The sequence below is a fragment of the Alsobacter sp. KACC 23698 genome (assembly GCF_045348435.1).
GTDB lineage: Bacteria > Pseudomonadota > Alphaproteobacteria > Rhizobiales > Beijerinckiaceae > Alsobacter.
Genome location: NZ_CP157484.1, coordinates 3,780,948 through 3,805,712 on the forward strand (window position 1 = coordinate 3,780,948; position 24,765 = coordinate 3,805,712).

At 69.2% G+C, this 24,765-nt stretch carries 23 protein-coding genes; 12 read left to right on the forward strand and 11 right to left on the reverse strand.

Annotated elements, in window-relative coordinates; all coding sequences use genetic code 11:
• Positions 1-174 precede the first annotated feature (174 nt).
• The 3 genes from rpoD to ABEG18_RS18025 form a co-directional block, all read right to left on the reverse strand.
• Entirely contained in the window at positions 175-2,196 is a 2,022-nt protein-coding gene (gene rpoD, locus ABEG18_RS18015; protein WP_406854424.1) for an RNA polymerase sigma factor RpoD, read from the reverse strand.
• A 258-nt stretch (positions 2,197-2,454) separates the two neighbouring features.
• Complete coding sequence (gene dnaG / locus ABEG18_RS18020) at positions 2,455-4,413, reverse strand: DNA primase (protein ID WP_406854425.1); 1,959 nt, start codon at positions 4,411-4,413, stop codon at positions 2,455-2,457.
• 225 nt (positions 4,414-4,638) lie between these two features.
• Positions 4,639-5,091, reverse strand: a complete 453-nt coding sequence (locus ABEG18_RS18025; RefSeq protein WP_406854426.1) for a GatB/YqeY domain-containing protein — start codon at positions 5,089-5,091, stop codon at positions 4,639-4,641.
• Between the two features lie 280 nt (positions 5,092-5,371).
• Here ABEG18_RS18025 and carA point away from each other — a divergent pair, with 280 nt between their 5' ends.
• On the forward strand, positions 5,372-6,580 hold the full coding sequence (gene carA / locus ABEG18_RS18030; protein ID WP_406854427.1) for a glutamine-hydrolyzing carbamoyl-phosphate synthase small subunit: 1,209 nt from the start codon (positions 5,372-5,374) through the stop codon (positions 6,578-6,580).
• Positions 6,581-6,647: 67 nt separating this feature from the next.
• On the opposite strand, the gene ABEG18_RS18035 is transcribed toward carA, so the two are convergent.
• Positions 6,648-7,175: a hypothetical protein gene (locus tag ABEG18_RS18035; protein ID WP_406854428.1), complete on the reverse strand. Its 528-nt coding sequence runs from the start codon at positions 7,173-7,175 to the stop codon at positions 6,648-6,650.
• A 193-nt stretch (positions 7,176-7,368) separates the two neighbouring features.
• Here ABEG18_RS18035 and ABEG18_RS18040 point away from each other — a divergent pair, with 193 nt between their 5' ends.
• The gene (locus ABEG18_RS18040) at positions 7,369-7,749 is read left to right on the forward strand and encodes a c-type cytochrome (RefSeq protein ID WP_406854429.1); all 381 of its coding nucleotides are present in this window, start codon (positions 7,369-7,371) and stop codon (positions 7,747-7,749) included.
• Positions 7,750-7,832: 83 nt separating this feature from the next.
• Complete coding sequence (locus tag ABEG18_RS18045; RefSeq protein ID WP_406854430.1) at positions 7,833-8,546, forward strand: class I SAM-dependent methyltransferase; 714 nt, start codon at positions 7,833-7,835, stop codon at positions 8,544-8,546.
• A 12-nt stretch (positions 8,547-8,558) separates the two neighbouring features.
• On the opposite strand, the gene ABEG18_RS18050 is transcribed toward ABEG18_RS18045, so the two are convergent.
• Positions 8,559-8,999, reverse strand: coding sequence for a GtrA family protein (locus tag ABEG18_RS18050; protein ID WP_406854431.1), 441 nt, complete (start codon positions 8,997-8,999; stop codon positions 8,559-8,561).
• A gap of 277 nt (positions 9,000-9,276) precedes the next feature.
• Between ABEG18_RS18050 and carB the strand changes: the two genes are divergently transcribed.
• The 4 genes from carB (at position 9,277) to ABEG18_RS18070 (ending at position 14,332) form a co-directional block, all read left to right on the forward strand.
• Positions 9,277-12,609, forward strand: a complete 3,333-nt coding sequence (gene carB, locus ABEG18_RS18055; RefSeq protein ID WP_406854432.1) for a carbamoyl-phosphate synthase large subunit — start codon at positions 9,277-9,279, stop codon at positions 12,607-12,609.
• A gap of 131 nt (positions 12,610-12,740) precedes the next feature.
• Positions 12,741-13,214: a transcription elongation factor GreA gene (greA, locus tag ABEG18_RS18060; protein WP_406854433.1), complete on the forward strand. Its 474-nt coding sequence runs from the start codon at positions 12,741-12,743 to the stop codon at positions 13,212-13,214.
• Positions 13,198-13,713: a hypothetical protein gene (locus ABEG18_RS18065; RefSeq protein ID WP_406854434.1), complete on the forward strand. Its 516-nt coding sequence runs from the start codon at positions 13,198-13,200 to the stop codon at positions 13,711-13,713. The genes greA and ABEG18_RS18065 overlap by 17 nt, the downstream gene beginning before the upstream one ends.
• 202 nt (positions 13,714-13,915) lie before the next feature.
• Positions 13,916-14,332 carry a DUF2852 domain-containing protein gene (locus tag ABEG18_RS18070; protein WP_406854435.1) on the forward strand — a complete coding sequence of 139 codons (417 nt, stop codon included), beginning with the start codon at positions 13,916-13,918 and terminating at the stop codon, positions 14,330-14,332.
• A gap of 80 nt (positions 14,333-14,412) precedes the next feature.
• On the opposite strand, the gene ABEG18_RS18075 is transcribed toward ABEG18_RS18070, so the two are convergent.
• Positions 14,413-16,074 (reverse strand): L-lactate permease, encoded by a 1,662-nt coding sequence (locus tag ABEG18_RS18075; RefSeq protein ID WP_406854436.1) that lies wholly within the window; start codon positions 16,072-16,074, stop codon positions 14,413-14,415.
• A 331-nt stretch (positions 16,075-16,405) separates the two neighbouring features.
• Here ABEG18_RS18075 and ABEG18_RS18080 point away from each other — a divergent pair, with 331 nt between their 5' ends.
• The 3 genes from ABEG18_RS18080 (at position 16,406) to ABEG18_RS18090 (ending at position 18,216) form a co-directional block, all read left to right on the forward strand.
• Complete coding sequence (locus ABEG18_RS18080; protein WP_406854437.1) at positions 16,406-17,431, forward strand: extensin family protein; 1,026 nt, start codon at positions 16,406-16,408, stop codon at positions 17,429-17,431.
• 86 nt (positions 17,432-17,517) lie between these two features.
• The gene (locus ABEG18_RS18085; RefSeq protein WP_406854438.1) at positions 17,518-17,781 is read left to right on the forward strand and encodes a SemiSWEET family sugar transporter; all 264 of its coding nucleotides are present in this window, start codon (positions 17,518-17,520) and stop codon (positions 17,779-17,781) included.
• 78 nt (positions 17,782-17,859) lie between these two features.
• A complete protein-coding gene (locus ABEG18_RS18090; RefSeq protein ID WP_406854439.1) occupies positions 17,860-18,216 on the forward strand; it encodes a DMT family protein in 357 nt (118 codons plus the stop codon).
• A gap of 7 nt (positions 18,217-18,223) precedes the next feature.
• On the opposite strand, the gene ABEG18_RS18095 is transcribed toward ABEG18_RS18090, so the two are convergent.
• Positions 18,224-18,496, reverse strand: coding sequence for a hypothetical protein (locus ABEG18_RS18095; protein WP_406854440.1), 273 nt, complete (start codon positions 18,494-18,496; stop codon positions 18,224-18,226).
• Positions 18,497-18,645: 149 nt separating this feature from the next.
• Entirely contained in the window at positions 18,646-19,848 is a 1,203-nt protein-coding gene (locus tag ABEG18_RS18100; protein WP_406854441.1) for a pyridoxal phosphate-dependent aminotransferase, read from the reverse strand.
• Positions 19,849-19,980: 132 nt separating this feature from the next.
• Between ABEG18_RS18100 and ABEG18_RS18105 the strand changes: the two genes are divergently transcribed.
• Complete coding sequence (locus ABEG18_RS18105; RefSeq protein ID WP_406854442.1) at positions 19,981-20,973, forward strand: Bug family tripartite tricarboxylate transporter substrate binding protein; 993 nt, start codon at positions 19,981-19,983, stop codon at positions 20,971-20,973.
• A 250-nt stretch (positions 20,974-21,223) separates the two neighbouring features.
• Here ABEG18_RS18105 and ABEG18_RS18110 read toward each other — a convergent pair whose 3' ends face one another.
• The 3 genes from ABEG18_RS18110 to ABEG18_RS18120 are packed head-to-tail and all read right to left on the reverse strand — an operon-like array spanning position 21,224 to position 24,129.
• Entirely contained in the window at positions 21,224-22,138 is a 915-nt protein-coding gene (locus tag ABEG18_RS18110) for a LysR family transcriptional regulator (RefSeq protein WP_406858640.1), read from the reverse strand.
• Positions 22,138-23,100 carry a thioredoxin-disulfide reductase gene (trxB, locus tag ABEG18_RS18115; RefSeq protein ID WP_406854443.1) on the reverse strand — a complete coding sequence of 321 codons (963 nt, stop codon included), beginning with the start codon at positions 23,098-23,100 and terminating at the stop codon, positions 22,138-22,140. The genes ABEG18_RS18110 and trxB overlap by 1 nt, the downstream gene beginning before the upstream one ends.
• Before the next feature lie 42 nt (positions 23,101-23,142).
• On the reverse strand, positions 23,143-24,129 hold the full coding sequence (locus ABEG18_RS18120) for a mitochondrial fission ELM1 family protein (protein ID WP_406854444.1): 987 nt from the start codon (positions 24,127-24,129) through the stop codon (positions 23,143-23,145).
• A 100-nt stretch (positions 24,130-24,229) separates the two neighbouring features.
• Here ABEG18_RS18120 and ABEG18_RS18125 point away from each other — a divergent pair, with 100 nt between their 5' ends.
• Positions 24,230-24,715, forward strand: coding sequence for a hypothetical protein (locus tag ABEG18_RS18125; RefSeq protein WP_406854445.1), 486 nt, complete (start codon positions 24,230-24,232; stop codon positions 24,713-24,715).
• Positions 24,716-24,765 lie beyond the last annotated feature (50 nt).

The window sequence follows — 24,765 nt, forward strand, 5'->3', positions numbered from 1 at the left end:
GCTCCATGGATGTCGTTGCGGTCGCGCGGCCGTTCGCCGGCCGCGCCAGACCCGACACCCAACGCGCCCCGCCCCCGCGCCGTTCCGGCCGGGCGCGGGCGATCGCCCAAAGACGGCCAGCCCTGAGACGGCGAGCCCGAAGGCTCGCGGTCCCGCGGGGGACGGCTGGTCGGCTCAGTTGTCCAGGAAGCTGCGCAGCTTGCGGCTGCGGCTGGGGTGCTTGAGCTTGCGCAGCGCCTTGGCCTCGATCTGGCGGATGCGCTCGCGGGTCACCGAGAACTGCTGGCCGACCTCTTCCAGCGTATGGTCGGTGTTCATGCCGATGCCGAAGCGCATGCGCAGCACGCGCTCCTCGCGCGGGGTGAGCGAGGCCAGCACGCGCGTGGTCGTCTCGCGCAGGTTCGACTGGATCGCCGCGTCGATCGGCAGGATGGCGTTCTTGTCCTCGATGAAGTCGCCGAGATGGCTGTCTTCCTCGTCGCCGATGGGCGTCTCGAGGGAGATCGGCTCCTTGGCGATCTTCAGCACCTTGCGCACCTTCTCCAGCGGCATGGCGAGCTTTTCGGCCAGCTCCTCCGGGGTCGGCTCGCGGCCGATCTCGTGCAGCATCTGGCGCGAGGTGCGGACGATCTTGTTGATCGTCTCGATCATGTGCACCGGGATGCGGATGGTCCGCGCCTGGTCGGCGATCGAGCGCGTGATCGCCTGCCGGATCCACCAGGTGGCGTAGGTCGAGAACTTGTAGCCGCGGCGGTACTCGAACTTGTCCACCGCCTTCATGAGGCCGATATTGCCCTCCTGGATCAGGTCCAGGAACTGCAGGCCGCGGTTCGTGTACTTCTTGGCGATGGAGATGACGAGGCGCAAATTGGCCTCCACCATCTCCTTCTTGGCCTGCCGGGCCTCGCGCTCGCCCTTCTGCACCATGTGGACGAGCTTGCGGAACTCCTGGATCTCCAGGCGCGTATCCGCCGCCAGCGTGTGGATCTCCTGGCGGATGTCCTTGATGGTGTCCTTCTCGGAGGCGATCAGCTCGCGCCAGCCGCGCGTGCCGAGCTTGGAGACGCGCAGCACCCATTTGGGGTCGAGCTCGGAGCCCTGGTAGTTCTTCAGGAAGTCCTCGCGCGAGACGCGGTAGCTTTCGGCCAGGCGCATCAGCCGGCCCTCGAGGCCGATCAGCCGCTTGTTGATGTCGTAGAGCTGCTCCACCAGCGCGTCGATGCGGTTCTGGTTGAGCGACAGCGACTTCACGTCGGTGACGATCTCTTCCTTGAGCTTCTTGTACTTGCGCTCCTGGGCGGGCGACAGCGAGGTGTTCTGCAGCTTGGACTCGACGTTCTGGTCCTGCAGGCGGCCCAGCTTCTTGTAGGCGTCGGCGATGCGGTCGAAGGTCTCCAGCACCTTCGGCTTCAGCTCCGCCTCCATGGCCGACAGGGAGACGTTGTTCTCCATGTCGTCCTCCTCGAGGTCTCCCTCGGGGATCGGCGCTTCTTCGCCCTCGGCGCGCGCCTCCGGCTGCGGCGCGGCGACGCCGTCGACGGCCTCGCCCTCCTCGCCTTCGACCTTCGGGCCGCCCTTGCCTTCGGGGCCCGCATAGGTGGCTTCCAGGTCGATGATGTCGCGCAGGAGGACCTTGCCCTCCATCAGCTCGTCGCGCCAGATGATGATGGCCTGGAAGGTCAGCGGGCTCTCGCAAAGCCCCGCGATCATCGCCTCGCGGCCGGCCTCGATGCGCTTGGCGATGGCGATCTCGCCCTCGCGGGAGAGCAGCTCCACCGAGCCCATCTCGCGCAGATACATGCGCACCGGATCGTCCGTGCGGTCGGTCGGCTCGGCCTTCTCGGCCCGCGCCACGACGGCGCGCGGGGCCGCCTCCACGAGGTCGCCCGGCTCGTCGTCGTCGTCGGCCGCCGCGGCGCCCTCCTGGCCCTCGGCGCGCTCGGTGTCGGCTTCCTCCGACTCCACCACGTTGATGCCCATCTCGTTGAGCATCGCGTAGATGTCCTCGATCTGGTCCGAGGAGTTCTGGTCCGAAGGGAGGACCTCGTTCAGTTCGTCGTAGGTGACATAGCCGCGCTTCTTGGCGAGCTTGATCATCCTCTTGACGGCCTGGTCGGTAAGGTCGAGAAGCGGGCTGTCGACCTGCGGCGCCTCAGCCACGTCGCCCTCGTTCTTCTCAGTCGTTTTGGTCGCCATGCCCGGTCGCTCCAAGCCTGTCCCGCCCCGCCGCGGGTGAATCTTCAACGCAGAAACGGGCGGCAAGGACCATCGGTCCATCCGCCCTTATCGTCTTGTCATCCGGATCAAAGTCGCGAATCGTTTACGTCACCCTTAACCACGCGCGTCATTCCGGTCGTCACGCCGCCCCTGCGCATCGCCCGACGCAGGCCCGACCGCGGATGAGATCTCCGCCGGGCCAGGCCGCCGGGCCGCCCGAGAGAGGGCGCCAGAGGGTCATGGCCGGGAGGTCAGGTCGTCGTCCCGCCCGCCCCTCTCGATCTCGGCTTCCATCCCGTCGATGGCGGAAAGCTGCAACCGGAGGTCTCGGATCCAGGCGAGGCTGGCCTCGCTCTCGTCCTGGGCGAAGGCCATCTCGGCCATCCCGAGCTCTTTATGTAGCGTCCGCGCCTTGTGATGCAAGGTCGTGGCCTGACGAAGGCTTTCCCTCACTTCGACGGGATCGGCTCCGGAGTCAAGACACCACCGGTCGCCGGGGCGCACCGCCGCCTCAACCCGGGCGAGCAGCGGGCCGATCCCGCGCAGCTCCAGAGTCTCGCGCGAGACGTCCGCTCCGCCGGCCGCCCTGTCGGCGTCCAGGTCGACCAGCGCCTGGCGCAGGCGGTTGGTGTCGGGATGGGCGAGATCGAGCTCCAGCAAGGCCTCCGCCTGGCTGGCGAGCAGGTCCGGATGGGCCACGAGCGCGGCCAGGATCAGGGCTTCGCGGGGCGAAACGGTCGGCGTCTTGGAGAAGAGCGCGCTGCGGGACAGGCTCTCGGACGCCCGCACCGGCTCGCCTGAGAAGCCGCCCTGGCGCCGAGGGTCGCGCCCGCGCGCCCCGCCCCGGCCGGCCGCGAAGCCCTGCCCGCGGCCGCCCTGCCCATAGCCGCCCTGCTGCGGGCCGGACTGCTGGCCATAGCCGCCGCTGCGGGGCGAGAGCTGGCGCAGGCGCGCCTCCATCTCGGCCCGGTAATGCTTGCGCAGGTCTTCGTCGCGGATGCCGGCCAGCAGCGCCCGCAGGCGCTTCTCCAGCATGGCCTTGCGCTCCGGCGTGTCGAGCGGCCCGGCCTCGACCTCGCGCGTCCACAGGATCTCGACCATGGGGGACGCCCCGTCGAGCACCCGTGCGATCGCCTGGCCGCCGCCCGACCGCGCGAGGTCGTCCGGGTCCTGCCCTTCCGGCAGCAGCGCGAAGCGCACCGACTTGCCGGGCTCCAGCAAGGGCAGCGCGACGTCGATGGCCCGGAAGGCGGCGCGCCGTCCCGCCTTGTCGCCGTCGAAGCACAGGATCGGCTCGTCGGCCATGCGCCACAGCAAGGTGAGCTGCTCGGGCGTCAGCGCCGTGCCCAGCGGCGCCACCGCATGGGGAAATCCCGCCATCGCCATGGCGATCACGTCGACATAGCCCTCCACGGCGATGACGGTCCCCTTGTCATGCGCGGGCTTGCGGGCGTTGTGGTGGTTGTAGAGCACCGCGCCCTTGTGGAAGAGCGTCGTCTCGGGGCTGTTCAGGTATTTGGCCGGAACGTCGGCGGCCAGCGCCCGGCCACCGAAGGCGATGACGCGGCCGCGCACGTCGCAGATCGGGAACATCAGCCGGTCCCGGAACCGGTCGAACGGCACCGGCACGTCGTCGCCATGCACCAGCAGGCCCGTCTCGATCATGGCCTCGACGGCGACGCCCTTGCCGGCGAGGTGGTCGCGCAGGGCATGCTTGTCGGGCGCCGCGTAACCCAGGCCGAACCGCTTGCGGATCTCGCCGCCAAGCCCGCGGCCCTCGCAATAGGCCCGCGCCTTCAGCCCCGCCTTGCTCTCCAGCTGGCTTTCGAAGAACGCCGCCGCCAAGGCCATCACCTCGTGCAGGCTGCGGGCCTTGCGCTCCTGCTCCTCCGCCTCGCGGGACGCCTTGGGCAGCGTCACGCCGGCGAGCCCGGCGAGCTTCTCCACGGCCTCCGGGAAGGCGACGCCCTCCGTCTCCATCACGAAGGCGAAGATGTCGCCATGCTTGCCGGAGGAGAAATCGTGGAAGAAGCCCTTCTGGTCGTTGACGAAGAAGGACGGCGACCGCTCCGCGTTGAAGGGCGACAGCCCCTTCCACTCGCGCCCGGCCTTGGCCAGCCTCACCCGCTTGCCGACGACCTCCGACACGGGAAGCCGGGCGCGGATCTCGTCGAGAATGCCGGGCGGGAATTTCATGCCTGGCTCATATAGGGCTGCGCCGAGTCGGCCGGAATGATTGACGGGTTACGCCCGCTATCCACAGGCCTCAAGGTAGGCGGCGCCTTTGAGGAAAACCAAGGTTTCCTGGCCGTCATCCGCAGCGAGGCTCTCCGACACGAAGCTGTGCCGCCGATAAATGCCCGAGCGGCGAGTGGAGGCGATCTCTTACCCCACTCGCCATTCGCCGCTCCCCATTCGCCCTCACCCCTGCAGCTTGGCCTTGATCGCCGCGCTGGCCTTGCCGAAGTCCATCTGGCCGGCGTAGCGCTCCTTCAGGGCGGCCATCACCTTGCCCATGTCGCGCAGGCCCGCCGCGCCGGTCTGGGCGATGGCGGCGTCGATGGCGGCGGAGACCTCGGCCTCGTCCATCTGCTTGGGCAGGAAGCTGGAGATGATGGCGATCTCCTCGCTCTCCTGCTCGGCGAGCTCGGGACGGCCGTTGTCCTGGTAGATCTTCAGCGATTCCTGGCGCTGCTTGATCATCTTCTGCAGCAGCCCGAGGATCTCGTCGTCGGAGAGCGGGTCCTTTCCGGCCCCGCGCGCCTCGATGTCGCGGTCCTTCAGGGCGGCGGTGATCAGCCGGACGGTGGAGATGCGGCGCTTGTCGCCGGCCTTCATGGCCTCCTTCAGCGACGTGGTGAAGTCCTCGCGCATGGCGCTTGTCTTTCCTGTTGAGGCGGCGCGCCGGCCTCCCGGGCTTCGGGGCGGCGATGCAGGCCTGGTCTTAAGTGGCTGAAACCTGTTGTGAATTCCCAAAGCAATTCGGGTTGACGGGCTCTGTTGCGCGTCCTAGTTTGCCGGCCCGGCGCTCGGGTCCTGCGGACTCGGGTCGATAGCGTGCGGCGCTGCGTGTTCCCGGCGTTGACTTCCCGGCGGTCGAGTGTCCTGAGCGCAGCGTCTTCGCCGCGCCCGGGCGGCAGGATTTAGGACGAAAATGGCGAAGCTTCAAGATCAGGCCCACGGGCAGGCTGACGATGGCGGCTGGGCGGAGCCCCGCGCGACGGCGCTTCTGGTTCTGGCGGATGGCACGGTCCTGGAAGGGACCGGCGTCGGCGCCCTCGGCGAAGCGCCCGGCGAGGTCTGCTTCAACACCGCCATGACGGGCTATCAGGAGATCCTGACCGACCCGTCCTATGCGGGCCAGATCGTCACCTTCACCTTCCCGCATATCGGCAATGTCGGGGTCAACGACGAGGACGTCGAGACCATCAACATGGCCGCGTCCTCGGGCGTGCGCGGCGTCATCCTGCACACCGCCGTCACCGATCCGTCCAACTACCGGTCGAGCCGCCATTTCGACCTGTGGCTGAAGGCCCGCGGGATCGTCGGACTGACCGGGATCGACACCCGCGCGCTCACCGCCCTCATCCGCCAGAAGGGCATGCCGAACGCGATCATCGCGCATGATCCGTCGGGGAGCTTCGACGTGGAGGCGCTGAAGCGCCAGGCCGCGGCGCTGCCCTCCATGGACGGGCTCGACCTCGTCCCGATGGTCACCACCGCCCAGCGCTTCGACTGGGACGAGACCAGCTGGGCCTGGAGCAAGGGCTTCGGCCGGCAGGAGGCCCCCAAGCGCCACGTGGTCGCCATCGACTACGGCGTGAAGCGCAACATCCTGCGTCTGCTGGCCGACCGGGAGTGCAAGGTCACGGTCGTGCCCGCCACCGCCACCGCCGAGGACATCCTGGCCCTGCGGCCCGACGGCGTGTTCCTGTCCAACGGCCCGGGCGACCCCGCCGCGACCGGCGAATACTCCGTCCCGGTCATCCGCGCCCTGCTGGACGAGAAGATCCCCACCTTCGGGATCTGCCTCGGCCACCAGATGATGGCGCTCGCCGTCGGGGCGAAGACCGCCAAGATGCACCAGGGCCACCACGGGGCGAACCACCCGGTGAAGGACTTCACCACCGACAAGGTGGAGATCGTGTCCATGAACCATGGCTTCGCGGTGGACCGCGACAGCCTGCCGGCCAACGCCCGGGAGACGCATGTCTCCCTGTTCGACGGCTCCAATTGCGGCATTGCGCTGACGGACCGCCCGGCCTTCTCGGTGCAGCACCATCCGGAAGCCTCGCCCGGCCCGCAGGACAGCCACTACCTGTTCGACCGCTTCGTCCAGCTCATGGACGACAACAAGCGCTGAGCCTCGCTCCCGCCGCGAGGGCGGCCCCGGGGGGCCGCCCTGTCCGTCACGCTGTCAGGCGCAGGCCTCAGCGGGCGCCCTGGAGCCCCTTGTCCATCAGCGTGCGCCCGGCGTTGGCGAGCGCCTCGCCGACGCTCGCGTCCCGCACCGCGTCGGCCGCCGCCAGCATGCGCGACCCCGCGAGGAAGAGCTCGCCCGCGTTGAGCTTCTCGTTCTCCTCCCACCACCACGGGGGCGGCGGCGGAGGCGGCCAGTGGCCGACCGGCGGCCAGCCGATGGGCCATTTCGGCCAGCGCGGGCACAGCTCGTCGAAATCGGCCACCTTCGACAGAGCAAGCCGCACGAGGTTCTTGCCTGTCTCTCCCCCGACGCCCTCGGCCGTGCGGGTGAGGGCGATGATTTCGGCCAGATGCGCGTCCGCCGCCGCGATCACGGCGACCTCGCGGGTGGGCTGCGGCTGGCGCGCGTGCTCGCGCCGCTCCACGGCGGCGCCCAGCGCGCCAATCGGTCCATGCGGAAACACCGCGTCGGCCGCCTCGGGCCGGATGCGGACGATGAGCTGCGCGAGGAAATTGAACGCTGACTTGTCGACCATGATGCGCCTCCTGGTTTCGGTCGGACAGCGGCCCTGGGAGGAGAACCGCTGTCCCGACGAAGCCTAGGCCTGGCTGTTCGGGGCGGGTGTGAGGCGCTTTACACGCCATGCGCGAAGATTTCCGCCGGCTTGCCAGCGCCGGGATGGCGGCCCACGATGCGGCCTCCCCCATCCGCGACACCCAGAGGCAACCATGACCCATGCGGCGCGGCTCGGCGGAGCAGCCCTCGTCCTCGCGACCTTGCTGGCCGGCGCGGGAACGGCCGGCGCGGCCTCTCTCAAGGAGGGTCGCGCGCTGGCGCAGAAGAATTGCGGCCCCTGCCACGCCGTGGGGGCCAAGGGCGCGAGCCCCAACCCGAAATCACCGCCCTTCCGCACGCTGAGCCAGCGCTATCCCATCGATTCGCTGCAGGAGGCGCTGGCGGAGGGAATCACGGTCGGCCACGAGGGCCTCGACATGCCGGAGTTCCGGTTCGCGCCGGAGCAGGTCGACTCGCTCGTGGGCTACATCAAGAGCCTCGCGCCCGAAAAACCGGCCTCCCCCTCCCGGGCGAAGGCGCCGCCGAAGCCCTGATCCGAGGTCCCGGTCCCGCTGGCCGCGCAATCGCGCTACAACCTTGTTCGGGCCGCGTCGGCCCGGGGAGTGCGCGGTTCATCATGGCCAGGTCGTGGCGCGATTTCTTCGACGGCGAACATTCCATCTATGTGAATGCGCGGCACAAGGCGCTGCACGACCGCATGGTCGCGCGCGACGTCGCCGCCATCGTGGCCTCGCTGGCGGCGGCGGGCCGCCCGCCGACCGTGCTGGACTTCGGCTGCGGCGAGGCGACCGAGGCCCAGGAGGTGGCGCGGGTCTCCTCCAGCCTCATCCTGTCGGACGCCGCGCCCGCCGTTCTGGCGCGCGTGCGCGAGCGCTATCGCGGCGATCCGCGCATCCGCGTCCTGGATCCCGGCGAGGTCGAGGCGCTGGCGCCCGGGAGCCTGGACGTCGTGGCGGTCAACTCGCTGCTGCAATATCTGCCGCGGGCGGAGCTCCAGCGGCTGCTGGAGGTCTGGCGCGATCTGCTGGCGCCCGGGGGCCATCTCGTCGTCGGCGACGTGGTTCCGCCCGACGTCAGCCCGCTGACCGACGCGGCCGCGCTGCTGCGCTTCGGCTGGCAGGGCGGCTTCCTGGCGGCGGCCGGCGCCGGGCTTGTCCGCACCGCCCTGTCCGACTACCGCAGGCTCCGGGCCGAGCTCGGCCTGTCCACCTATGACGAGAACGTCATGCTGTCGCTGCTCGAGAACGCCGGCTTCGAGGCGCGCCGCCGCCGCCCCAATATCGGCCACAACCAGGCCCGCATGACCTTCGTGGCGACCCGGCCGGACTGACGCGCTCCCGCGTCACAGAGGCGCGGGCGGAACCTCGGATCGTCCGCGGAAGGTCCACCAGCGGTTGGCGGCGAAGCTCCACACCATCACGAGCCCGGTGGTGACGAGCTGCGCCAGGAGATAAGGCGCCCCGGCCCGGCCGTGCAGCAGCGCCATGGAGAGCCCGGTCAGCCCGAAGCCGACCCCCGCCACCAGGGCGAAGCGCCATGTCGCCTCGCCATGCGGCCGGTCGCTGCGGAAGGCGTAGCGGCGGTTGAGCCCGTAGGAGACGACGCCCCCCGCCACATAGCCGGCCAGCGTCGCCCAGACCGCATGGACGCCCGCGAGCTCCACCAGCCCGACGAGCAGCCCGTAATGGACGACGGCCGCCGCCACGCCCACCCCGGCGAAGGCGGAGATTTGGCGCGACAGGGCGGCGGCGGCGGTGCGGGACGTCGGTCGGAATTCGGACACGGGGCGCTTTTGGGCCGTGTCGCCGCCCCGGTCAATGCCGGGGCCGCCGAGTCCACAGCCTGCGCGGCCTTGGCCCTTCCCACGGCTGCGATTCTCGTTTAATGACACGCGACTTTCGGCGGGAAGTCTCGATAACCGGCGTCCCCGCCCGAAACCTGATCCAGGTTCCCGCGAGGACGCGCTCCGGCCGTAGATTTGGCCCATAGCGCGGCCTTTTTTTGTGCGCGCGTCCAGGCGGGATCACCCGCCTCGCGCCGAGCCATGATGACGAGGCGACATGCCGAAGCGGACAGACATCTCCACCATCCTGATCATCGGCGCGGGGCCCATCGTCATCGGCCAGGCGTGCGAGTTCGACTATTCGGGCACGCAGGCCGTCAAGGCCCTGAAGGCAGAGGGCTACCGCATCGTCCTGGTGAATTCGAACCCGGCGACGATCATGACCGACCCGGACATGGCGCACCGCACCTATGTGGAGCCCATCACCGCGGAGGTGGTGGAGAAGATCATCGCCAAGGAGCGCTACGCCGTTCCGGGCGGCTTTGCGCTGCTGCCCACCATGGGCGGCCAGACGGCGCTCAACTGCGCCCTGTCGCTGAAGAAGATGGGCGCGCTGGAGAAATACGACGTCGAGATGATCGGCGCCACGGCCGAAGCCATCGACAAGGCCGAGGACCGCGAGCTCTTCCGCGACGCCATGACCAAGATCGGGCTCGACACCCCCCGCTCGCACCAGATCAAGACGCTGGCCGGCGCGCTCGACGCCCTGGCCGACATCGGCCTGCCGGCGATCATCCGCCCCTCCTTCACGATGGGCGGCACCGGCGGCGGCATCGCCTACAACAAGGCCGAGTTCATCGAGATCATCGAGCGCGGCATCGACGCGTCGCCCACCAACGAGGTGCTGGTCGAGGAGAGCGTGCTCGGCTGGAAGGAGTACGAGATGGAGGTGGTCCGCGACCGCGCGGACAACTGCATCATCATCTGCTCCATCGAGAACATCGACCCGATGGGCGTCCACACGGGCGACTCGATCACCATCGCGCCGGCGCTGACGCTCACCGACAAGGAATACCAGCGCATGCGCGACGCCTCGCTGGCGGTGCTGCGCGAGATCGGCGTGGAGACCGGCGGCTCCAACGTGCAGTTCGCCATCGACCCGGAAACGGGGCGCATGATCGTCATCGAGATGAACCCGCGCGTGTCGCGCTCCTCGGCGCTGGCCTCCAAGGCGACCGGCTTCCCGATCGCCAAGGTCGCGGCCAAGCTGGCGGTCGGCTACACGCTGGACGAGATCGCCAACGACATCACGGGCGGGGCGACTCCGGCCTCCTTCGAGCCGACCATCGACTATGTGGTCACCAAGATCCCGCGCTTCGCGTTCGAGAAGTTCCCGGGCGCCGAGAAGACGCTGACCACCTCCATGAAATCGGTCGGCGAGGCCATGGCGATCGGCCGGACCTTCCAGGAATCGCTCCAGAAGGCGCTGCGCTCGCTGGAGACGGGCCTCAGCGGCCTCGACGAGATCGAGATCGAGGGGCTGGGCCTCGGCGACGACAAGAACGCCATCCGGGCCGCCCTCGGCACGCCGACGCCGGACAGGCTGCTGCAGGTCGTCCAGGCCATGCGCTACGGCTTCGACGTCGAGCAGATCTACCAGGCCTGCAAGATCGACCGCTGGTTCCTCCAGCAGCTCTGGTCCATCGTCGAGACCGAGAACAAGATCAAGGCGCTGGGCCTGCCGACCACGGCCGGCCCGTTCCGCCAGCTCAAGGCCATGGGCTTCGCCGACGCCCGCCTCGCCATGCTGGCCAGGCTGTCGGAGGCGGAGGTCACGCGCCGGCGCCGGGCGCTGGGCGTGCGCCCCGTCTACAAGCGCATCGACACCTGCGCGGCCGAGTTCGCCTCGCCCACCGCCTATATGTACTCCACCTATGCGCCGCCCTTCGCGGGCGTGGCGGCGGACGAGTCCCATCCCACCGACCGGCGCAAGATCGTCATCCTGGGCGGCGGCCCCAACCGCATCGGCCAGGGCATCGAGTTCGACTATTGCTGCTGCCACGCCTGCTTCGCGCTCAGCGACGCCGGGTTCGAGACCATCATGGTCAACTGCAACCCGGAGACGGTCTCGACCGACTACGACACCTCCGACCGGCTCTATTTCGAGCCGCTCACCGCCGAGGACGTGATCGAGATCCTGCTCAAGGAGAAGGAGAACGGCGAGCTTGTCGGCGTCATCGTGCAGTTCGGCGGCCAGACGCCGCTGAAGCTCGCCAAGGCGCTGGAGCAGGCCGGCATACCGATCCTCGGCACTTCGCCGGACGCCATCGACCTCGCTGAGGACCGCGACCGCTTCAAGCGCCTGCTCGACAAGCTCGGCCTCAAGCAGCCGCAGAACGGCATCGCCTATTCGGTGGAGCAGAGCCGCCTGATCATGCAGGACCTCGGCCTGCCGCTGGTGGTGCGCCCGTCCTACGTGCTGGGCGGCCGCGCCATGGAGATCATCCATGACGAGGCGATGTTCGACAAATACCTGCTCGGCACCCTGCCCGAGTTGGTGCCCAACGACATCAAGGCCCGCTACCCCAACGACAAGACCGGCCAGATCAACACGGTGCTGGGCAAGAACCCGCTGCTGTTCGACCGTTACCTGACCGACGCCATCGAAGTCGACGTCGACGCGCTCTGCGACGGCAAGGACGTCTATATCGCCGGCATCATGGAGCACATCGAGGAGGCGGGCATCCATTCCGGCGACAGCGCCTGCGCGTTGCCGCCCCACTCGCTGTCGCCCGAGACCATCGCCGAACTGGAGCGCCAGACCCGCGAGCTGGCGCTGGCGCTCGACGTCGGCGGGCTGATGAACGTGCAATACGCGCTGAAGGACGGCGACATCTACGTGCTGGAGGTCAACCCGCGCGCCTCCCGCACGGTGCCGTTCGTCGCCAAGGTCATCGGCGAGCCCATCGCCAAGATCGCGTCGCGCATCATGGCGGGCGAGAGCCTGGCGAGCTTCGGCCTTCAGCCCAAGCAGCTCGACCATATCGGCGTCAAGGAAGCCGTGTTCCCCTTCGCCCGCTTCCCGGGCGTCGACGTGCTGCTCGGCCCGGAGATGCGCTCCACCGGCGAGGTCATCGGGCTCGACAGCTCCTTCGGCATCGCCTTCGCCAAGAGCCAGCTCGGCGGCGGCGCCTCGGTGCCCAAGGCCGGCACGGTGTTCGTTTCGGTGCGCGAGGACCACAAGCCCCGCATCGTCGACACGATGCGCACGCTGGCGGACCTGGGCTTCAGGATCGTGGCCACGTCGGGCACGCAGCGCTATCTGGAGGATCGCGGCGTCCACGCCGCCAAGATCAACAAGGTGCTGGAGGGCCGGCCGCACGTGGTCGACGCCATCAAGAACGGCGAGATCCAGCTCGTCTTCAACACCACCGAGGGCAAGCAGGCGCTTCAGGACTCCCGGTCGCTACGCCGGGCGGCCCTCTTGCATAAGGTGCCATATTACACCACGCTAGCAGGAGCCGTGGCTGCGGCGCAGGGGATCAAGGCCTATGCGGGCGGCGATCTCCAGGTTCGCGCGCTGCAGGACTATTTCACGGCCCGTGACTGAAACCCGCCGGACGGCGGGGTTCACTGTCCGAACGCGGTCCGCATGAGTCCGAGCCCCTGAAAGGGGGGCCCGGAACGGCGGCCTTTTCGGGTTTGGCGGCTCTTGCGGATCAAGATCGAACGGAAGAAATGATGGACAAAGTTCCGATGACCCCCTCGGGCTACAGGGCCCTCGAGGAGGAGTTGAAGACCCGCCAGCAGGTCGAGCGTCCCCGCATCATCCAGGCGATCGCGGAGGCCCGCTCCCATGGCGACCTCTCCGAAAACGCCGAGTACCACGCCGCCAAGGAGCAGCAGTCCCTGAACGAGGGCCGCATCGCGGAGCTCGAGGACAAGCTGTCGCGCGCCGAGATCATCGACGTCGCCAAGCTGTCCGGCTCGACCATCAAGTTCGGCGCGACCGTGAAGCTGATCGACGAGGACACGGACGAGACCAAGACCTATCAGATCGTCGGCGAATCCGAAGCCGACGTGAAATCCGGCAAAGTGAGCATCACCTCTCCGATCGCCCGTGCGTTGATCGGTAAGAAGACGGGCGACTCGGTGGAAGTGAACACGCCCGGCGGAGGGAAAAGCTATGAAATCGTGGATGTCGCTTTCGTCTGACCGACGCAGCGTCCTGCGGGCGGGGCTCGGCCTCGCCGCCGCGGCGGCCACTGTCTCGCTCGCCGGCGCCCTGCCGGCGCAGGCCCAGGGCTTCGCCATCCGGGGCGTGTCGGTCGATGTCCGGCCGCTGGAGGCCCGCGGCCTCAACGGCTTCGCCGAGGCGCTGGGCGCCGAGGTCCACCGCCAGTTCCTGGCGCAGTTCGGCGACCGCATCACCGGCGACCGCCGCGCTCCCCTGCTGATCGTGACCCTCACCAGCCTGTCGATGAACGCGTCCGCCGGTTCGGCGGGCGGCCGCGCGGGCCGGGGCGGCGGCGGAGGCGGCGAGAGCGACTACCTGCAGGGCGAAGTCAGCCTCGGCGGCCAGAGCTTCCCGCTCCTGGTGCAGCAATATTCCGGCAATGGCGGCTCCTGGCGCGACCCCAATATCGACCGCCGCCGGGTCGAGGCCCTCGCCTTCGCCTTCGCGCAGTGGTCCCGGCGCAAGATCGGCGCCTGACATCCTCCATCCGCTTGACGACCAAGGGCCGGGGCCGTCGCTCCGGCCCTTGACATTGGCGCGCGCCGATCCGATGTGAATGAACGTTACATTCACATGGGAGGGACGGATGTCCTGCTCTGCTGCTTATGGTCGATATGAAGGCCGCGACTGGCGCGGTCGCGAGGGACGCGCCCGGTGGCGTCCGCTGGAGCTCGCCGCGATGATCGCCGGCTTCGTGTTCTTCTGGCCGGCGGGCCTGGCGATCCTGGCCTGGAAGGGCTGGAAGGAAGGCTGGTGTTTCGCCGGCTGCCGCAGCCAGGACGCCGAGCGGGGCGACCGCGTCGGCGCGCAGTGGGGCGGCTTCGGCGGCGGCGGCCAGGGCCCCGGCCCCGGCTGGCCCCGGCGCGAGCTGCGCCGCGACAGCGGCAACTCGGCCTTCGAGGACTACAAGCAGGCCGAGATCGCCCGCCTGCAGGCCGAGTTCGACCGGCTGGTCGAGGAGCAGCGCGCCTTCGGCGAGCACCTGGAGAGCCTGCGCCGCGCCAAGGACAAGGAGGAGTTCGACTCCTTCCTGGCCAGCCGCCGCGGCCCGCAGGGCGCCGCCCCCCAGGGCGCTCCCGGCCAGCCCCAGGCCTGACGGCGCCACGCCCATGAAAGAAGGGCGCGCCCTCGCGGGCGCGCCCTTTTTCGTGGCTGGGTTGGGGCGTCGGCGCGCCCCTAGTGGATCACCATCGCGCTGAACGGCCAGACATAGGCCTGCAGCATCACCAGCACGCCGACCAGGCAGGCCAGCACGATGGAGTGCCAGAACACGAAGCGCAGGATCGTGCCTTCATGGCCGAACCAGCCGGTCGCCGTCGAGGCCACCACGATCGACTGGGCGTCGATCATCTTGCCCATGACGCCGCCCGACGAGTTCGCCGCGCCCATCAGGATGGGCGAGAGGCCGAGCTGTTCGGCGGTGATCTTCTGCAACCCGCCGAAGAGCACGTTGGAGGCCGTGTCGGACCCGGTCAGGGCCACGCCGAGCCAGCCCAGCAAGGTGCCGAAGAACGGGTAGAGCACGCCCGTCGCCGCGAAGGCGAGGCCCAGCGTGGCGTCCAGGCCCGAGTAGCGGGTCAGCGTGCCGATGGCCAGCATGGCCATGATGGTCATCAGCGAGTAGCGCACCACCCAGAGCGTCTGGCCATAGGCCCGCACGAGCTGGCCGGGCGTGAACTTCATCACGAAGCCGGCGATGATCGCCGCGATCAGGATGCCGGTGCCGGTGAAGGACAGGTAGGTGAAGGCGAACACCGCGCCCTCGGAGGCGGGCTTGGCCACCACCGGCGGCACCTTCTGGATCATGTTGTGCAGGCCCTCCACCGGGTAGTTCCAGGTGAAGATCGGGTTGACCAGGTTCTTGAACCACTGGCCGCCCCAGATGATGACCACCACCGACAGGATCGCCCACGGGATCCAGGACATCCGCACCTGCTCGGGCGTCGCCTGCGGGATCGCGGGCGGCGGCGGGGGCGCGCTCAGGGCCGAGTCGTCCTTGGTGCGCAGCGCCGGCGAGAGCCACAGCTCGGAGGGCTGCCAGACCTTGAGGAAGCCGATCAGGCAGGCCATCGAGACCAGCGAGGCCGCGATGTCGACGATCCAGGGGTTGATGTAGTTCGACACCACGAATTGCGGCACGGCGAAGCTGACGCCGCAGACCAGGATCGCCGGCCAGATCTGGATCATGCCGCGGAAGCCCGCGAAGGCCCAAATCAGCCAGAACGGCACGATCAGGGAGAAGAACGGCAGCTGCCGCCCCACCATCGCGCCGAGCAGATAGGGGTCGAGCCCCGTCACGGTGGCGAGGCCCTGGATGGGCGTGCCGAGCGCCCCATAGGCGACCGGCGCCGTGTTGGCGATCAGCGACAGGCCGGCCGCCGCGAGCGGCGAGAAGCCGAGCCCCATCAGGATCGCGCCCGTCACCGCCACCGGCGTGCCGAAGCCGGACGCGCCCTCGAAGAAGGCGCCGAACGAGAAGGCGATCAGCAACAGCTGCAGCCGCCGGTCCGGCGTGATGCCGCCGATGGATTGCTGCAGGATCTGGAACCAGCCCTTCTCCACCGTCAGCCGGTAGAGGAAGATGACGTTCAGGATGATCCAGCCGATCGGGAACAGGCCCGTCACCGCGCCGAACACGGCGGCCCGGATGGCGACGCCCGCCGGCATCGTGAAGATGAAAATGGCGACGAGCAGCGCCAGGATCAGGGCGATGAAGGCGGCCACATAGGCCTCCACCTTGCCCCAGGCGATCAGCCCCAGCAGCGCCACGACCGGCAGCGCCGCCAGCAAGGTCGAGAGCACGGTGCTCCCGGTCGGATTATAGACTTGTGCCCACATGGCGTCCCCCAGTCCCCGCCCCGGGCCGTCGAAAGCGGCGCGGATTCGATCCGCCGTGGGGCGGAGGCCGGTCGGCAAGGAGAGTCGGGAGCCGGCCGGGGGCGAGATTTACACGGTCTCACCGTGCTTTCGACCGAAAGTTTCGGATATCCACCGAAGCCCTCCAGGGCGATGCGGCGGGGCGCGGCGCGATTCCTGACGCCCAAAGGACACGGCTCCGCTTTCGTTTATCGTCCTTAAAGAAACCGGTCGCATTGTCGCGATCATGAGACGCGGAGTAGCCCTGTATCTAGTCGGCTCCGCCGTCCTCGGTCTGTTGTCGGGTTGCGGCATGTTCGTCTACGAGCAGCGCGCCCCGTGGCGAGACGAGGCGGAGCAAGCCTGCCTCGCCTCCAGGGCCGTGCAGGTCACCGCCTATGTGGAGCCGGCCCGGGAGATCTCCGGCCCTGGCTCCTGCGGCATGTTGCGGCCCTTCCGGGTCTCGGCGGTGGCGGACGGAACCGTCGCCTTGTCCAGAAAGGCCACCTGGGCCTGCCCGGTGATCCCCGTCATCGACGGCTGGGTCAACGAGGTCGTGCAGCCGGCGGCCGAGATGATCTATGGCAGCCGGGTGGTGGAGCTGAAGGCGGGATCCTACTCCTGCCGCAGCGTCATGAACCGCCGTGGCGGCCCGCGCTCCGAGCACGCCTTCGGCAACGCCATGGACGTGATGGCCTTCCGCCTGGCGGACGGCCGCGAGGTCTCGGTGGCGCGCGGCTGGCGCGGCCAGCAGCCGGACCAGGAGTTCCTCCGCGAGGTCTTCGTCGGCTCCTGCGAGCGCTTCACCACGGTGCTGGGCCCGGGCTATCCGCAGCACGACGACCACCTGCATCTCGACCTCGCCCGCCACTCGGGCGGGCGGCGGGTGTGCAAGCCCATCATCAAGTTCGCGCCGCGCCTCGGCGCCTATGCGGCGGCGGGCGGCGCGGTCACGCCGCGGCCGATGGGCGGCGGCTACGGGACCGCGGCGGCCTCCCGCTACGGCGAGCCCTTGCCCGGCCCGACCGACCGGCGCCCCGTCCCGCTCGGCGGCGCCCAGGCGCTGTCGCAGCCCGTCTACGGCCAGCAGAGCGGCGCTACCCGGGCGCCCGCCAACGGCCAGGGCGGATACGGCCAGGCCGGGGCGGGCCAGCCCCGCCCGGCGACCTATCCGGGCCTGCGCCCGGGCGGCCCGATGCAGCTCGAGTTCCCCGGCGCGGGCGCGAGCACGCCCGAGGGCATGGACATGGACGAGCCGACCGAGGGCGACGACGACCCCTTCGCGGCGCAGCCGACCGCGCCCTCCTGGCCTCCCACGCCGCCCCGGCGCTATCCCTGAGCCCGGCCGCGCCGTCGGCGGATTGACAGGACGGCGCGAACGTCGCATGCGGGCCGTCGGCCCGTGCGGGCGAGCGGAGCCCGACCGTGCTGAACCCCGTGATGATCGAGGCGATCGGCAGCCTTGCGGCGCTGATCACCACCCTGTGCTGGATCCCGCAGGCCTGGCGGGTGATCCGCACCCGGGAGACGCGCGCCATCTCGCTGCCCGCCCAGGTGGCGCTTCTGATCGGCGTCGGCATGTGGCTGGTCTACGGCGTGCTGATGGGCATCGCCCCGCTGGTCTGGTCCAACGTCGTCACCTTCGCGCTGGTGGCCGTGATCGTGGCCATGAAGCTGCGCTTCGGTTGACCCTCCTCGAAAGGGGCTTTACGGCGGCCTGGCGCCGCCTACTTGGCATTCTCCTTTCGCCCCCCGAGAGACCCCCGCATGCTCGCGACCCACTCCACCCTGGTCCTGCCCGTGCTGATGCTGATCGCCTCGAACGTCTTCATGACGTTCGCGTGGTACGGCCACCTGAAATTCCCGGCCGTGTCGCTGCCGCTCGTCATCGTGGTGAGCTGGGGCATCGCGTTCTTTGAATATTGCCTGGCGGTGCCGGCCAACCGCATCGGCCATGCGGTCTATTCGGCGGCGCAGCTGAAGACCATCCAGGAGGTGGTGACGCTGGCGGTCTTCGCGGTGTTCTCCGTCACGGTGCTGAAGGAGCCGCTCACCCTCAACCACGCCGTGGGCTTTGCGCTCATCGCCGGCGGGGCGTTCTTCATCTTCCAGGGGCCTCTCTAAGGCCGCTTCAGCGCATGGCGAAGACGGACGGCCCCGCCCGCAGGACGTGCGCGGCCGCCGCCTGCCGGACAGGCGCGGCCTTGGCCGGCGCCGCGGCGATCGCCGTTCCGCCGGAGCGCACCGGGCCGCCGATGACAGCCGCGAGGGTTCCGGCCAGCAACGCCGCGAGCAGCGCCAGCGAGATCCGCAGCTGACGCCGCGCCTCGAAGCGCGACACGCTGAGCCGGCGCTCCGGCAGGGGCAGGCGGATCGGGTCGTCGGTGCGCGGGGTGCGGGGCATGGCGGGTCTCGGCTCGGGTCTCGACGGCCGGGACCATGCTCTCCCCGCCTCGTCCCGCCTGTGCGCCCGCGCACATGAGAGTCCCCGGACCGCGAGCCTTCAGGCTCGCCCCGGGGCCGCATGCGGACCCGAAGGCCCGCGGCGGAGGCTTACCGCAGGCTGGCGCAGAAGCGCTGGATCTTGCTGCAGGCTTCCTCGAGGAGCGCGTTCGAGGTGGCGTAGCTGATGCGGAAATTGGGGCCAAGGCCGAAGGCCGTGCCGTGGACCGCCGCGACGCCCTCCGATTCCAGCAGCTCGGAGACGAAATCCTCGTCGGTGGAGATCACCTTGCCGCTCGGGCCGGTCTTGCCCATCGCCTCGGCGCAGGACGGATAGACGTAGAAGGCGCCCTCCGGGGTCGGGCACTTCAGGTACTTGGCCTGGTTCAGCATCGAGACCACGAGGTCGCGGCGCTCCTCGAAGGCCGCGCGGGCCTTGGCGATGTAGTCCTGCGGACCGTTGAGCGCCTCCACGGCGGCCCACTGGGCGATGGAGCACGCGCCCGAGGTCTGCTGGCCCTGCACCATGTCCATGGCCTTCATCAGCTCCAGCGGGCCGGCCGCGTAGCCGATGCGCCAGCCGGTCATCGCATAGGCCTTGGACACGCCGTTCATGGTGAGCGTGCGGTCGATGAGGCTGGGCTCCACCTGGGCCGGCGTGGTGAACTCGAAGTCGCCGAACACGAGGTGCTCGTACATGTCGTCGGTGAGCACCCAGACATGCGGATGGCGCACCAGCACGTCGGTGATCGCCTTCATCTCGGCGCGGGTGTAGGCCGCCCCGGAGGGGTTCGACGGCGAGTTCAGGATCAGCCACTTGGTGCGCGGCGTGATCGCCCGCTCCAGGTCAGCGGCCTGCAGCTTGAAGTCCTGCCCGATCGGGCAGTTGACGAAGACCGGCTTGCCGCCGACGAGCAGCACCATGTCGGGATAGCTCACCCAGTAGGGCGCCGGGATGATGACCTCGTCGCCCGGGTTCAGCGTGCACACGAAGGCGTTGTAGAGCACCTGCTTGCCGCCGGTGCACACGATGGTCTGGTTGACCTTGTACTCCAGCCCGTTCTCGCGCTTGAACTTGGCCACGATGGCTTCGCGCAGCGGGTTGATGCCGGAGACGGGCGTGTACTTGGTCTCGCCGCGCCGGATGGCGTCCACGGCCGCGGCCTTGATGTTGTCGGGCGTGTCGAAGTCGGGCTCGCCGACCGAGAGGCTGATGATTTCGCGCCCCTGCGCTTTCAGGTCCCGCGCCTTCTGCGTCACTGCGATCGTGGCGGAGGGCTTTACGCGGGAGAGAGCGTCGGCGAGAAAGGCCATGGTCGGGCTCCGAAGCAGGCTGTGGCGGTCGTTCCCGGAACGGCCGCTCCCGGAACGGGGCGGACCCTAGTTCGCACGTCCTGTCACGTCCAGCCAAAAGCCGTGATCAATAAGCACAAACGGAGGAATGGAATGGGCTTTTCACGTCGCGCCGCGATCGCGGCCGCCGCGCTGGCTGCGGGCGCGCTGTCTTGCGCAGCTCCCCTCGGCGGCGCCCGGGCGCAAGCCTTTCCCAGCCGCACGATCACGCTGGTGGTCCCCTATCCGGCCGGCGGGCCGGTCGACGTGGTGGCCCGCCTCATCGCCCAGGAGGCCGGCACGGAGCTCGGCCAGTCGATCATCGTGGAGAACCGCGCGGGCGCCAGCGGCATCGTCGGCTCGCAGGCGGTGGCGCGCGCCGAGCCGGACGGCCACACCCTGGTGCTGGGCACCAACCAGACCCACGCCACCAACCAGAGCCTGATCAAGAGCACCTCCTACGAGGCGGCGCGCGACTTCGCCCCCGTGGCCGGCGTCGCCGACATCCAGCACGTCCTGGTCGCCCGCAAGGACCTCCCGGCCGAGACCGCCGCCGACCTCGTGAAGCTCGCCAAGGACAAGCCCGGCGCCCTCACCTACGGGTCGACCGGCAACGGCTCGGCCTCGCATCTGGCGGCGGAGCTGTTCAAGACCCGCGCCGGCGTCGACCTGCTGCACGTGCCCTTCAAGGGCGCGGCCCCGATGACGACGGAGCTGCTGGCCGGGCGCATCGACGTGGCCTTCGCCACCCTGCCCAGCGTCATCGCCCAGATCGAGGCGGGCGAGCTGAAGCCGCTCGCGGTGGCGAGCGCCAGGCGCGCCGCGCGGCTGCCGAACACGCCGACGCTCGGCGAGCAGGGCGTCCCGGGCGTCGAGGCCGACGCCTGGTTCGCGCTGTTCGCGCCGGCCAAGACCCCGGAATCCGTGGTGGACAAGCTCTACCGGGCGGTCGCGGCGGGCCTCGCCAGGCCGGCCGCCCAGGAGGCCATGGAGCGGCAGGGCCTGACGGTGGCGATGAAGTCCCCCGCCGAGCTTCGCGCCATGATCCCTGGCGAGGTCGCCAAATGGGCCGAGGTCATCCGCATCTCGGGCGCGCGCGTCGACTGAGGCGGCGCGCAAAAAAAAGGCCGGGCGTCTTGCGACACCCGGCCATTATGGAGCTGTTCCGGATCGCAACCCGAAAGCCGTCCAGAGGGGAACGGCCCGAACGCAGTCTCGACACCGGGAGGGGAGGTGGAGACTGCGACCGGAACCACCCCCTATATGCGGGTCGGGAGCTTTGCGTTCAACGCAGATGGCCTCATAACAGGCATGCGCTGCACGCGTATTGGGCGGAGACGGTCCACCGCGCGTGCGTTCAGTAGGTCCAGCGCTGCGCCTTGCTGACCAGGAAGTCGCGGAAGACCTGCACTCGGGCGACGCTCTTCATCTCTTCCGGATAGACCAGATAGCTGTCGAGCGCCGGCATCTCGTCGCCATTGAGCACCTGCACGAGGCCGGCCTCCGGCTCGATCAGGTAGTCGGGCAGCACCGCGATGCCGATGCCGCGCTCGCAGGCGCGCTTCAGGGCGGTGATGTTGTTGACCGTGAGCGCCGCCTGGCGGGGATGTTTGGCGTCCCGCCCCACGGTGGTGAGCCAGTGCACGTCCTTGAGGTAGGAGGGCGTCTCACCCCCATAGGTGAGGATCCGGTGCTCCTCCAGCTCGGAGATGTCGCGCGGCTGGCCGCGGCCCTTGATGTAGTCGGCCGACGCGTAGGCGTGGAAATGCACCGTGAACAGGCGGCGCTGGATCAGGTCCCCCTGCACCGGCTGGCGCAGCCGGATGGCGACGTCCGCCTCGCGCATCGACAGGTCGAGCTCGTCGTCGGTGAGCAGCACCTGCAGCTTGACCTCGGGATAGAGGTCGAGGAACTCGCCCAGGCGCGGCGTCAGCCAGTTGGAGCCGAGCCCCAGCGTGGTGGTGACGCGCAGCTCGCCATTGGGCTTCTCGCGGCTGTCGGTGAGCCGGGCCCGGGTGGACTCCAGCTTCAGCATCATCTCCTTGGCGGTGCGAAACAGCTGCTCGCCCTGCTCCGTGAGGATCAGCCCGCGCGCGTGGCGGTGGAACAGCGGCACGCCGAGATCGCGCTCCAGCGCCCCCACCTGCCGGCTGACCGCCGACTGGCTGAGGCCGAGCGCGTCGCCCGCATGGGTGAAGCTGCCGGCGTCGGCCGCCGTGTAGAAGATGCGGACCTTGTCCCAATCCAAGGTGTTGTGCAGGGAAAAGGGCATCACTCCGCGGCCTCTCTCTCGATCAGCACGCCAGCGAGAAACTTCTCCGCGTCCAGCGCCGCCATGCAGCCTAGCCCGGCGGCGGTGACCGCCTGCCGGTAGGTCTCGTCGGTGACGTCGCCGGCGGCGAACACCCCCGGGATGTTCGTCGTCGTGTGGCCCGGATGGGTGTGGATGTAGCCGGAAGGCCGCATCTCCACCTGGCCCTTGAAGAGCGCGGTCGCGGGCTTGTGCCCGATGGCGACGAAGACGCCGTCGGTCTTCACCTCGCTGAGGGCGCCGGTCTTGGTGTTGCGCAGCCGCACATGGGTGACCCCCGGCGGGTTCTGGCCGCCGCAGATCTCGTCGATGGCGCTGTCCCACACCACCGAGACGTTGGCCTGCTGGAACAGCCGCTGCTGCAGGATGCGCTCCGCCCGGAACGCGTCGCGCCGGTGCACCACCGTGACGCTCCGGGCGATGTTGGCGAGGTAGAGCGCCTCCTCGACGGCGGTGTTGCCGCCGCCGACCACCACCACGTCCTTGTTGCGGAAGAAGAACCCGTCGCAGGTGGCGCAGGCCGAGACGCCATAGCCCTTGAACGCCTCCTCGGAGGGCAGGCCCAGCCACTGCGCCTGCGCTCCGGTGGCGATGATGAGGCTGTCGCAGGTGTAGACCTGGCCGCTGTCGCCGGTCAGCCGGAACGGCCGCACGCCGAGCTCGGCCTTGACGACGTAGTCTGACACCATCGTCGTGCCGACATGCTCGGCCTGCTTGCGCATCTGCTCCATCAGCCAGGGGCCCTGGATGACGTCGGCGAAGCCGGGATAGTTCTCCACGTCGGTGGTGATCATCAGCTGCCCGCCCTCCTGGAGTCCGGAGATGAGCACCGGCTCCAGCATGGCGCGGGCCGCGTAGATCGCGGCCGTGTAGCCGGCCGGACCGGACCCGAGGATGATCAGCTTGGCGTGCAGAGCGGACATGTCGCGCGTCTCTTGGAGCGCGGAGCGGGCGCTCACATCGATTTAGGCGGGGGTGCTCCTGCGCCGCAGGTATGCGGCTTCGATCGCCGAAGCGATGACTGGGGTGCTATCTAATGCCGGGTATGCATAGCTTTCAAGCCGACCTTGAAAGAAACGCACAGCTCCGGCCTCCTTCAGGGCGATTATCTGTCGCCTGAGCCGGTCCGACCCCTTCTGATGCCGCCAGGACGGCTCGAAGACGAGCACGGGCCTGCCCGTGGCGCAGGCCTCGCCGACCATGTTGGCGGAATCGGCCGTGACCACGATCGCATCCGCCAGGGCCAGCATCGCCATATAGGGATTGTCGCCGGTCCCGTCCCAGAAGAAGCCGCCCTTGCCGCGCAGGATGCTGCGCACCCCTTCCACCAGCGCGGGAGGCGAGCGGCGCGACGCCGTCGCCATCAGGCCGGCGCCCGTCTGCGCCAGCGCGCCGATCTGGCCGGTGAGCCGCAGGATGTCCTCGCCGGTGAAGACGTGGTGGCGGCTGTCGCCGCCCAGCAGCAGCGCCACGCGCGGCCGGGGCAGCGCCGCGAGCGCGGCCGGCGGCGCGGCGCGGGCGGCGGCCAGGCGCTCGGGCGTGACCCGGTGCGGCGAGGTCAGGGTCGCCAGCACGTTGGGGCCGCGCAGCCGGTCGTGCTCGGGAACCCAGATGAAGTCGGCCGCGCCCGTCCCGGTGCGCGGGTCCTTCAGGAAGACCGTGAAGGTGCGCCCGCCCGACGCCCGCTTCAGCGCCTTCAGGGCCGGGACCGCGCGGCGCCCGCTCGCGATGGCGATGTCCGGCAAGGCCCCCGCCAGCGGGCCGCCCTCCCGGCCGGGCGCCTCGCGCGGGTCGACTGGCCCCCATGGGGCCAGCCACGACCACGGCGCCCGCGGCGCCACGCGCCGGACGTCGGGCGCGAGCCCGAGCGCCTCGGCCACCCCCAGGCACTGCCCTTCGTCGCCGGCCTTGCCGTCGGTGATGATCCAGCAGCTGGTGGCGGGAGGGAGCATGGGACGCGAGTCGCACGGAACGGGTCAGGCGGCAAGCACGTCAGCGAATATCAATCAATCGCCACCATACTATTTCCTGGTTCGATGAAGGTGACGTTTGATGCCGCTGAGCGAACAGCTCCGAGAGAACACCCGCTTTATCGCCATCGCCTATCTGTGTTCGGCCCTGTGCCTTGCCATCTGGGGGATCGGGGTAGCGAGGGGACATCAGCGGGATCTAGACCGCCATCTGATGTTTTCAGTCACGCCAGTGCATGGCGTGGTTGTCGACATCGATAAAGGCAAAGGCCATCGATCGATCATCCGCTTTTCTGTCAAAGACAAAACCTGTTTTACCGAACGGCCAGAGATGAAGGATAGCCGCAGACGCTCCGTCGTCATAGGACAGTCGGTCGCTATCTGGCCGCGCAGCGAAACCTGCTATGAACCGGTTGTCGAAGGAGATTGGGACCCTGACATGCCGAAACTGTTGCGGGGCGCAGCGCTCGTCGGGCTCGGTCTCATGGTCTTGTGGACTATTGCGCTGCATATCCGAAGCTCCCTCTTGCAGGCGCAACAGCTCAAGGCATCGGCTCCACCGTGCTGATCGCCGGCGCCCTTCCCCGCCGAACCGTTCACGTCTAAACAGGGCCGATC

Excerpts from the sequence above, each read along its gene's own strand:
- rpoD (WP_406854424.1), bottom strand. The coding sequence starts at position 2,196 with ATGGCGACCAAAACGACTGAGAAGAACGAGGGCGACGTGGCTGAGGCG.
- dnaG (WP_406854425.1), bottom strand. The coding sequence starts at position 4,413 with ATGAAATTCCCGCCCGGCATTCTCGACGAGATCCGCGCCCGGCTTCCC.
- ABEG18_RS18025 (WP_406854426.1), bottom strand. The coding sequence starts at position 5,091 with ATGCGCGAGGACTTCACCACGTCGCTGAAGGAGGCCATGAAGGCCGGC.
- carA (WP_406854427.1), top strand. The coding sequence starts at position 5,372 with ATGGCGAAGCTTCAAGATCAGGCCCACGGGCAGGCTGACGATGGCGGC.
- ABEG18_RS18035 (WP_406854428.1), bottom strand. The coding sequence starts at position 7,175 with ATGGTCGACAAGTCAGCGTTCAATTTCCTCGCGCAGCTCATCGTCCGC.
- ABEG18_RS18040 (WP_406854429.1), top strand. The coding sequence starts at position 7,369 with ATGACCCATGCGGCGCGGCTCGGCGGAGCAGCCCTCGTCCTCGCGACC.
- ABEG18_RS18045 (WP_406854430.1), top strand. The coding sequence starts at position 7,833 with ATGGCCAGGTCGTGGCGCGATTTCTTCGACGGCGAACATTCCATCTAT.
- carB (WP_406854432.1), top strand. The coding sequence starts at position 9,277 with ATGCCGAAGCGGACAGACATCTCCACCATCCTGATCATCGGCGCGGGG.
- greA (WP_406854433.1), top strand. The coding sequence starts at position 12,741 with ATGGACAAAGTTCCGATGACCCCCTCGGGCTACAGGGCCCTCGAGGAG.
- ABEG18_RS18065 (WP_406854434.1), top strand. The coding sequence starts at position 13,198 with ATGTCGCTTTCGTCTGACCGACGCAGCGTCCTGCGGGCGGGGCTCGGC.
- ABEG18_RS18070 (WP_406854435.1), top strand. The coding sequence starts at position 13,916 with ATGATCGCCGGCTTCGTGTTCTTCTGGCCGGCGGGCCTGGCGATCCTG.
- ABEG18_RS18075 (WP_406854436.1), bottom strand. The coding sequence starts at position 16,074 with ATGTGGGCACAAGTCTATAATCCGACCGGGAGCACCGTGCTCTCGACC.
- ABEG18_RS18080 (WP_406854437.1), top strand. The coding sequence starts at position 16,406 with ATGTTCGTCTACGAGCAGCGCGCCCCGTGGCGAGACGAGGCGGAGCAA.
- ABEG18_RS18090 (WP_406854439.1), top strand. The coding sequence starts at position 17,860 with ATGCTCGCGACCCACTCCACCCTGGTCCTGCCCGTGCTGATGCTGATC.
- ABEG18_RS18095 (WP_406854440.1), bottom strand. The coding sequence starts at position 18,496 with ATGCCCCGCACCCCGCGCACCGACGACCCGATCCGCCTGCCCCTGCCG.
- ABEG18_RS18100 (WP_406854441.1), bottom strand. The coding sequence starts at position 19,848 with ATGGCCTTTCTCGCCGACGCTCTCTCCCGCGTAAAGCCCTCCGCCACG.
- ABEG18_RS18105 (WP_406854442.1), top strand. The coding sequence starts at position 19,981 with ATGGGCTTTTCACGTCGCGCCGCGATCGCGGCCGCCGCGCTGGCTGCG.
- ABEG18_RS18110 (WP_406858640.1), bottom strand. The coding sequence starts at position 22,138 with ATGCCCTTTTCCCTGCACAACACCTTGGATTGGGACAAGGTCCGCATC.
- trxB (WP_406854443.1), bottom strand. The coding sequence starts at position 23,100 with ATGTCCGCTCTGCACGCCAAGCTGATCATCCTCGGGTCCGGTCCGGCC.
- ABEG18_RS18120 (WP_406854444.1), bottom strand. The coding sequence starts at position 24,129 with ATGCTCCCTCCCGCCACCAGCTGCTGGATCATCACCGACGGCAAGGCC.
- ABEG18_RS18125 (WP_406854445.1), top strand. The coding sequence starts at position 24,230 with ATGCCGCTGAGCGAACAGCTCCGAGAGAACACCCGCTTTATCGCCATC.